Source organism: Homoserinimonas sp. (genome assembly GCF_056262345.1).
In genome coordinates this window covers 1-7,939 of the sequence record NZ_JBACFR010000111.1, presented here as the reverse complement: position 1 = coordinate 7,939, position 7,939 = coordinate 1, and the positions used below count along the sequence as shown (strand labels likewise).

General features: G+C 65.4%; 11 protein-coding genes. 1 reads left to right on the top strand and 10 read right to left on the bottom strand.

Annotation, left to right across the window (positions count from 1 at the left end):
* Nucleotides 1–112: 112 nt before the first annotated feature.
* Nucleotides 113–409, bottom strand: coding sequence for a co-chaperone GroES (gene groES / locus AC062T_RS05730; RefSeq protein ID WP_108517758.1), 297 nt, complete (start codon nucleotides 407–409; stop codon nucleotides 113–115).
* A 139-nt stretch (nucleotides 410–548) separates the two neighbouring features.
* Here groES and AC062T_RS05725 point away from each other — a divergent pair, with 139 nt between their 5' ends.
* The gene (locus AC062T_RS05725) at nucleotides 549–1,724 is read left to right on the top strand and encodes a THUMP-like domain-containing protein (protein ID WP_476028222.1); all 1,176 of its coding nucleotides are present in this window, start codon (nucleotides 549–551) and stop codon (nucleotides 1,722–1,724) included.
* A 24-nt stretch (nucleotides 1,725–1,748) separates the two neighbouring features.
* Here the strand turns inward: AC062T_RS05725 and AC062T_RS05720 are convergent, their stop codons facing one another.
* The 9 genes from AC062T_RS05720 to AC062T_RS05680 form a co-directional block, all read right to left on the bottom strand.
* On the bottom strand, nucleotides 1,749–2,189 hold the full coding sequence (locus tag AC062T_RS05720; protein ID WP_476028220.1) for a DUF4190 domain-containing protein: 441 nt from the start codon (nucleotides 2,187–2,189) through the stop codon (nucleotides 1,749–1,751).
* Between the two features lie 81 nt (nucleotides 2,190–2,270).
* A complete protein-coding gene (locus tag AC062T_RS05715; RefSeq protein WP_476028219.1) occupies nucleotides 2,271–2,732 on the bottom strand; it encodes a DUF4190 domain-containing protein in 462 nt (153 codons plus the stop codon).
* A gap of 88 nt (nucleotides 2,733–2,820) precedes the next feature.
* On the bottom strand, nucleotides 2,821–3,927 hold the full coding sequence (tsaD, locus tag AC062T_RS05710; protein WP_476028216.1) for a tRNA (adenosine(37)-N6)-threonylcarbamoyltransferase complex transferase subunit TsaD: 1,107 nt from the start codon (nucleotides 3,925–3,927) through the stop codon (nucleotides 2,821–2,823).
* Nucleotides 3,917–4,417, bottom strand: a complete 501-nt coding sequence (gene rimI, locus AC062T_RS05705; RefSeq protein WP_476028214.1) for a ribosomal protein S18-alanine N-acetyltransferase — start codon at nucleotides 4,415–4,417, stop codon at nucleotides 3,917–3,919. Before rimI ends, tsaD begins: the two co-directional genes overlap by 11 nt.
* Nucleotides 4,417–5,049: a tRNA (adenosine(37)-N6)-threonylcarbamoyltransferase complex dimerization subunit type 1 TsaB gene (tsaB, locus tag AC062T_RS05700; RefSeq protein ID WP_476028212.1), complete on the bottom strand. Its 633-nt coding sequence runs from the start codon at nucleotides 5,047–5,049 to the stop codon at nucleotides 4,417–4,419. The genes rimI and tsaB overlap by 1 nt, the downstream gene beginning before the upstream one ends.
* On the bottom strand, nucleotides 5,049–5,525 hold the full coding sequence (gene tsaE / locus AC062T_RS05695) for a tRNA (adenosine(37)-N6)-threonylcarbamoyltransferase complex ATPase subunit type 1 TsaE (protein ID WP_199286537.1): 477 nt from the start codon (nucleotides 5,523–5,525) through the stop codon (nucleotides 5,049–5,051). The genes tsaB and tsaE overlap by 1 nt, the downstream gene beginning before the upstream one ends.
* On the bottom strand, nucleotides 5,522–6,622 hold the full coding sequence (gene alr, locus AC062T_RS05690) for an alanine racemase (protein WP_476028210.1): 1,101 nt from the start codon (nucleotides 6,620–6,622) through the stop codon (nucleotides 5,522–5,524). Before alr ends, tsaE begins: the two co-directional genes overlap by 4 nt.
* Nucleotides 6,619–6,993 (bottom strand): holo-ACP synthase, encoded by a 375-nt coding sequence (locus AC062T_RS05685; RefSeq protein ID WP_476028208.1) that lies wholly within the window; start codon nucleotides 6,991–6,993, stop codon nucleotides 6,619–6,621. Before AC062T_RS05685 ends, alr begins: the two co-directional genes overlap by 4 nt.
* A gap of 7 nt (nucleotides 6,994–7,000) precedes the next feature.
* Nucleotides 7,001–7,939, bottom strand: a 939-nt coding sequence (locus tag AC062T_RS05680; protein WP_476028206.1) for an isomerizing glutamine--fructose-6-phosphate transaminase, incomplete at its 5' end; no start/stop codon positions are given.

The following is a 7,939-nucleotide window of genomic DNA, read 5'->3' as shown; positions in this document are numbered from 1 at the left end:
AAGACGCACATCCCGGGAGGTCTGTTTCCCCCCTGAAACGATACGGCCGATAAAAACGATGAGGCCCACCCGACAGTGTCGGGGGGGCCTCATCGGCTAATGCGTGTGGTCCTTAGCGGACGACGACTGCGAGAACGTCGCGAGCCGACAGCACGAGCAGGTCGTCGCCGCCGTACTTGACCTCGGTTCCGCCGTACTTGGAGTAGATCACCTTGTCGCCAACGGCGACGTCGAGGGGAATGCGGTTGCCGTTGTCGTCAATGCGGCCGGGGCCCACTGCAACAACTTCGCCCTCCTGGGGCTTCTCCTTGGCAGTGTCAGGAATGACAAGACCGGATGCAGTCGTCTGCTCGGCCTCGACCTGCTTGATGACAATGCGATCTTCGAGCGGCTTGATGGACACCGACACGGTTGACCTCTTTCTGAAGTGCGTGAAGAAACTTGGGGTTAGCACCCTCACGGGGAGAGTGCCAGATCAACTGTAGCGGCCCGGTTAGCACTCTCGCAATCCGAGTGCCAATGCATCGGTGTTCCTGAATAATGAACGGATGGATGCCGCTGAGCTGCGAGAAGTACTGTCCCCCGAGGGGCTGCGGTTGCTCGACTCGCTGCCCGCCTATGGCTCGCGCGACGATGTCGTTCGCACCGTGAGCGAACTGCGCGCCGCCGGCCACCCGCCAGCAATGGTCGCAGCGGTGCTCAACCAGTCCCGACTGCGGGGGCGCGCTGCCGCCAAGTTCGGCCCCTTTGCGGCCAGGATGCTCTTCACCGAGGCTGGTCTCGAGCAGGCCACGCGACTCAGCGTCGCCTCCCTGCATGCGGGACGGTTTCGCTCCGCGGGCGCCACGCGCATTGCCGATCTGGGCTGCGGAATCGGCGCAGACTCCCTGGCGCTAGCGGGCCTCGACCTAGGCGTGCCCGCCGTTGAGCGGGATGAGGTCACCGCCGCAGTCGCCGCCTACAACCTCGCTCCGTGGCCCGCCGTCACGGTGGAGAACTCTGATGCCACGAGTGTCGACCTGAGCAGCGTCGACGCCGCCTGGCTCGATCCGGCCCGACGCAATGAGCGGGGCCGCCTGCACGACCCGTCCGACTGGTCGCCCTCGCTCGGCTTCGCGTTTGGGCTCGCGGAGCGCATGCCTGTCGGGGTCAAGCTCGGGCCCGGCATCGACCGCGACCTCATCCCCGCCGACGCGGAAGCCCAATGGATATCCGTTGACCGGGATGTCGTGGAGTTGGGAGTCTGGATGGGGGCGGTCGCCCGCCCGGGCATCCGCCGCGCGGCCCTCGTGATCGGCCAGCACGGCGCGGCAGAACTCACGGGAGGGGCCGACAGCGACGACGTCGAGGTCGGCGACCTCGGAACGTATCTTTATGAGCCCGATGGCGCCGTCATCCGGGCTCGCCTCATAGGAGACCTTGCCCGCGCGATCGGCGGTCGAATGGTGAGCCCGGGAATCGCTTATGTCACGGCGGATGACCCGATCGACACCCCGTTCGCAAGCCGGTTTCGCATCGTTGACCGCTTTGCCCTCGACGAACGCAAGCTCAAGAAAGAGCTCTCGGCGCGAGGGATCGGCACCCTCGAAATCAAAAAGCGCGGAGTTGATATCGACCCCGCGCTGTTCCGCAAGAAAATGGCGCTCAAGGGCGATGGATCGGCCACCCTGTTTTTGACGCGGATTGCCGACCGCCATACCGCCCTGCTGGCGGTGCGGGATTAGCCTGCTGCAGCAGCGAGCGGGCGCCTAGTAGTTGTAGGAGTCCCAGCCTCCGCCGAGCCCGGCAAAGAACAGCAGCACGAACGGCAGCAACAGCAGCAAGAAGAGCACGGCAAGGCCGATGCCGACATACCCGGTGATGAGTCCCGTGAGCCAGAAGGGGCGGGCGTACGGCTCGCGCTTCTGGGCGAGGTGGCCGCAAATTACTGCGGCGATAGCCGCGAGGATGCCGATGCCTGCGAACGACAGCACGAGGCCGCCGATTCCGGCAACCATCGACGCGATGCTGAGGCCTTTGGGCTCCGACGCGGTCGTTGACGCGTACGGCGAGTACGACTGCTGGGGTGGCGAGGATGCGGGAGGGGGCGGGGGTGTCGAACTCGATGCTGGCAGGCGAGGTTCGTCTGGGCTGGGCGCGGATCCCGCGGGTGGGACGGGCGGAATCTCGGAGTTGGAGTTGTCAGTCATCAGAGTTCCTTTCAGTTCCATTACGTCACGAGCTGTACCGGTGGTGCACTGGGGACGGGCTTGGGCCGGCCGCAGCCTTCGTTAGAAGTTGGAGTAGCTGGAGTAGCCGCTGTTCGCGGCCGCGACGATAAAGATGATCCAGAACACGAACACGAGAATCATCGCGGCGATTCCGACCCAGCCGGTGATGATGCCGGTGAGCCAGAATCCCCGAGCCGCCGGTTCGCGCTTGCGCCCCATGTAGCCGAGCACGAGCGCCGCGATCGACGCAAGACCGAAGTAGCCGAAGCTGATTACGCCGACGATTCCGGCGATCATCGAAATGATGCTCAGGACCTTGGGCTCCGAGGGAGCCGTCGCTGCCGACGCGTAGGGGTTTGCGGGGGCTTCTGAGCCCGTCGTAGCGGCACCATAGGGGCTGGCCGGCGGAGCAGGCGGCACAGGAGGTGCTGGCGGCATAGGTGCCGACGTGGGCTCGGCGGTGGGCACCGGGGTGGGCTCAGGGGTCGAATCTGAGTTAGCGGGAGGGGTGGTATCTGACATGCGGCTGGCTCCTTAGTCGCGAATTGACATACTGCGCTGCCCATCGTGGCAGCGCCAAAAATAGGTGTCAATCGCGCGACTAACCAACCTACGCCTGAATGTCTGTAACCGGGAGGGTGGAATCTGCGCCGAACCCGAGCCCGGATGGCGCCCTGCCCGCAGCGACGAGCTGTGCACCGAGGGCCGCGATCATGGCGCCGTTGTCTGTGCACAGCGACAGGGGCGGAATGCGCAGGGCCACTCCCGCCGCCGCGCAGCGCTCCTCCGCAAGCTGTCGAACCCTGGCATTGGCCACGACACCGCCCCCCAGCAACAACCGAGGCACTCCCAGCTCGCGGCAGGCCTTGACCGCCTTGGTGATCAAGACATCCGCTACGGCCTCCCTAAAGCTGGCCGCAACATCCGCCACAGGGACCTCTTCGCCGGAATCGCGGCGCTGCTCCACCCACCGGGCGACGGCCGTCTTGAGGCCAGAGAAGGAGAAGTCGTAGCGATGCTTCTCCATGTCCTTGGGCAGGCTCAGCCCCCGCGGAAAGCGAATCGCGTTGGGATCACCGTTGACGGCAACGGCGTCGATCTGAGGTCCGCCCGGGTACGGAAGACCCAGCAGCCGGGCAACCTTGTCAAAGGCCTCGCCCGCCGCATCGTCAATCGTCTCGCCGAGCAGTTCGACGTCGTCGACCAGATCGCGAACGAGAAGAAGCGATGTGTGTCCGCCCGAAACAAGGAGCGCGATCGTGGGGTATTCGAACGCGGTATCGGCAGAATCACCCGCGCGCGTCTGCCCAGAAAGATCGCCGCTCAGGATGTCTGCGCCCACATGGCCGACCAGGTGGTTGACCGCGTAGAGCGGCTTGTCGAGCGATATCGCGAGGGCCTTGGCGGCGCCAACACCCACCATGAGCGCACCGGAGAGGCCAGGGCCACTGGTGACGGCGATCGCATCGAGATCGTGGAGATCGACCTGGGCCTCGGCGAGCGCGGCTTTGAGCGTTGGCGTGAGCGCTTCGAGGTGCGCGCGCGCCGCGATTTCGGGAACCACTCCGCCGTAGCGAGCATGCTCATCCATCGACGACGCGATCACATTGGCCAGCAACGTTGTGCCCCGCACAATTCCCACGCCGGTCTCGTCGCAGCTCGTCTCGATGCCCAGCACGAGCGGCTCGCGCGGGCTTGTCAGTGAATCAATGGTCATGGTCGACTCCGATCGCAGGGGATGCTCGCGGCGCTTCAAGCGCGTGTCGCATTACGACGGCATCCACCCCATCTGGTTGGTAATAGCGGGGGCGAACGGCGATGGCCTCAAACCCCAGCTGCTCATAGAGCGCCTGCGCACCCGGGTTGTCCGCGCGCACCTCGAGGAAAACCTCGCGGGCACCGCGCTGGCGCGCCTCTGTGATCAGCTGCAGCATCATCGCGCGCCCGAGGCCCTTGCGGCGGGCACTCGTCGCAACCGCGATGGTTTGGATGTCGGCCTGGATGCCGCCGCGCGGGGCGAGAAGCCCCGCATAGCCCTCGATCGCGTTGCCGGCTTCGGCGATGGCCACGAGATAGTAGGTATGGGGATTATCGAGCTCGGACGCCATCGCCCGCGCCGACCACGCATCGCTGCCGAATGTTGACGACTCGATCTCCATGATGGCGTCGAGGTCGTCAAGATTCGCCCTGCGCATGAGCCAGGCCATCAGCTGACGCGCTTCGGCCCGCTCGACAGGGTCACGTCGGGAGAGCGCAGATAGAGCGGCTCGCGGCCGGCAAACGGGCGGCCGTGAAAGAACATGGTTTCGGCGAGCATGCCGAGATCGCCGGCGGAGACCTCCGTGGCGTCGAGGCGAACGTGATCGGCGAACCCGGGTACGGCGGCGGCGAGCCCTTCGGGGGAGACGAGCCCGGGGGCAGCGGAGCGCACAGGCAGCCCCACATCGTCAGCGCCGGAATACGCGGACCAGTAGACCTCTTTGCGGCGAGCATCCGTGACCACCAGAAGCGGCCCGCGACCGCCTCTCGCGTAGTGGCCGAACGCGAGCGCATCGTGACTGACGACACGAACGGCGGGCTTGTCAGCCCCCAGCGCGAAGGCCTGCCCGGCGGCGATGCCGACGCGAAGGCCAGTGAACGGCCCCGGCCCCATGCCCACAGCGACACCGGATAGAGCAGTTACCGACACCTCAGCATCGGCTAGGCAGTGGGCAATAAGCTCACCAATGACCTCGGCATGGCGGCGAGTATCAGCCTCGGAGTGCTCGACGATGACGCCACGCTCCCGGTCGACGACGGCAACACTCGTACCGGCAGACGTATCGATAGAGAGCAGCATCAGTCCAGCCTAATGTCGGCCCAGCGATGGCCATGGCCTGTGACGGTGACCTGGCGAGGCTCTACGCCCTCCTCGGACTCAACACCACCGACAGGGCGAACGATGCCAATCTCCAGCCATTCGTCGACAACCGCGTCGAGCATCCCCGCCGCCCATTCGACCACGACTATTGAACCCTCGAAGTCGATGTCGAGATCGTCAAGCTCAGCCGGATTGCCCATGCGGTAGGCGTCAACGTGCACTAGGGGGGCACCACCCGCTGGGCGCGGATGAGTGCGAGCCAAGACAAAAGTGGGGCTCGTCACGGCGCCGCGCACGCCGAGAGCCTGCCCCAACCCGCGCGTGAAGGTGGTCTTGCCCGCGCCGAGCTCACCATTGAGCGCCACGACATCGCCGGCTCGCAGCTCGCGCGCGACGCGAGCACCGAACTCCTCCATGGCCTCGGGGGTGTCGATCGTGAACGAGTTCTCGCTCATGGGCGAAAGCTCCTCACGATCCGCCCGCCGAGGCGGGTGACGATCTCGTAATTGATCGTGTCGCAGGCGACTGCCCACTCATCGGCAGACGGCACCCCGTCCGCTGAGTCTCCGAACAGCACCACCTCGTCGTCGATCGACGCCTCGACCGTGCCGAGGTCGACGACAAACTGGTCCATTGCAATGCGGCCCGCGATCGGGCACACAACCCCGTTAATCCACACGGCGCCAGTGCCGGAGGCATGGCGGGGAATTCCGTCGGCGTACCCGAGGGGAACGAGCGCGAGCGTCGTCTCCTTCGCCGTGCGATAGCTGAGCCCGTAGGAAACACCCGAGCCAGCCGGAACCCGCTTGACTGCGGCGATGCGAGCGGTCAGCCGCATCGCGGGTTCAAGCGCGAGATCGGCGGAACTGCGGTCCTCGAAGGGCGAAAGTCCGTAGATTCCGATGCCGAGGCGCACGAGGTTATAGCGGGCTTCAGGCAGATCGATGGCACCAGCCGTCGCGGCAATATGCAGCAACTCAGGGCTTAGCCCCGCATCCCGCGCGGCGGCAATTGCCTCGTCGAACACGGCAACCTGTTCTAAGTCGCTCGCTCGACCGGCATTGGCCAGATGGCTGAACATTCCGACGACGCGGATGCGCCCGCTCTTCTCCAGCTCCGCCGCCCTGGCAAAAACGGCGGCCCAGTGGGCGCGCTCGACGCCGTTGCGACTCAGCCCGGTATCAACCTTGAGGTGCACTCGAGCGAAGCCAGCATCCGCAACCCTGTCGAGCTGGGCGAGGTAGCTCACACCGAGATCGATGCGCTGCTCCACAGCCTGCGAGAAATCTTGCTCGGGATCATGCAGCCACGCGAGGATCGGAGCGTCGAGGCCCGCCCGGCGCAGTGCGAGACCCTCGGAGATGTCGGCAACGCCGAGCCAGTCGGCGCCTCCGGCAATGGCCGCGCGAGCACTCTCGACGGCGCCGTGACCGTAGGCCTGCGCCTTGACCACCGCCATCGTGTGCTGCGTGCCGACAACATTTCGCAGATGCTCGACGTTGCGAGTTATGGCGCCGAGCGACACGGAGAGATTGCGCAGTGCGCCGCTCATTCGGGCGCACCTTCGGCGATCACATACGCGGTCGCCACTCCCCCATCGTGACTCATGGACAGGTGGAGGCGCGTGATTCCGCGCGCCGCCACAACATCCGCAATCGCACCATCAAGCTCGAACGACGGATTCCGCAGTTCGTTGGAGACGACGCGCACGTCGTGCCAGCGCATCCCTGCCGAGTCGCCAATTGCCTTGATGAGGGCCTCTTTGGCCGCGAAGCGCGCCGCGAGCGACCGGAGCGGCCGCTGGCGGCCCCCCGCATACTGTTCGCTCTCAGCGAACAGGCGGTCGAGCAGTCGCGGTGTGCGGCTGGCTGCGCGCTCGAATCGTGCAAGATCTACCAGATCTACGCCGACACCGATGATCATGAGGGACCTATTCGACCGTCACCGATTTAGCGAGGTTACGCGGCTGGTCGACATCGAGGCCCTTGGCCGAAGCCAGCTCAAGAGCGAAGATCTGCAACGGAATGACCGCGAGCAACGGCTCGATCAGCGTCGAAGCCAGCGGGATAGGAATAACGACATCGGCATACGGCAGAACGGCCGCATCACCCTGCTCGGCGATGGCCAGGATGCGGGCGCCACGAGCGCGAATCTCCTGGATGTTCGAGACGACCTTCTTGTGCAGCGAGTTCGGATCGCGAGGGCTCGGGACGACGACGAAGACCGGGATCCCCGGTTCGATGAGGGCGATCGGCCCATGCTTGAGCTCGCCAGCGGCGAAGCCTTCCGCGTGGATGTAGGCGATCTCCTTGAGTTTGAGGGCACCCTCCAGCGCGACCGGGTAGCCGGCGTGACGACCCAGGAAGAGAACGGAGCGAGTGTCGGCCATCCAACCAGCAAGCTGCTTGATGGAGTCGTGCTGCTCCAGAACGGTCGCCATCTTGTCGGGGAGCTCGTTGAGCTCCGTGACGATGTCGGCGACCTCATCCTTCGACAAGGTGCCCCGAACAACAGCAAGGTGAAGGCCAAAAAGGTACAGCGCAATAACCTGGGCGACGAACGCCTTGGTCGACGCCACCGCTACCTCGGGGCCCGCGTGGGTGTAGACCACAGCGTCGGACTCCCGGGGGATGGTTGCGCCCTGCGTGTTGCAGATGGACAGCGTGCGGGCGCCGTTTTCGCGCGCGTACTTGACCGCCATGAGGGTGTCCATAGTCTCGCCGGACTGGCTCGTGGAGACCACAAGCGTGTTGGGGGTGAGAATCGGGTCGCGGTAACGGAACTCGTGCGACAGCTCGACCTCTACGGGGACCCTCGTCCACTTTTCGATCGCGTACTTGGCCTGCATGCCGGTGAAGTTCGCGGTGCC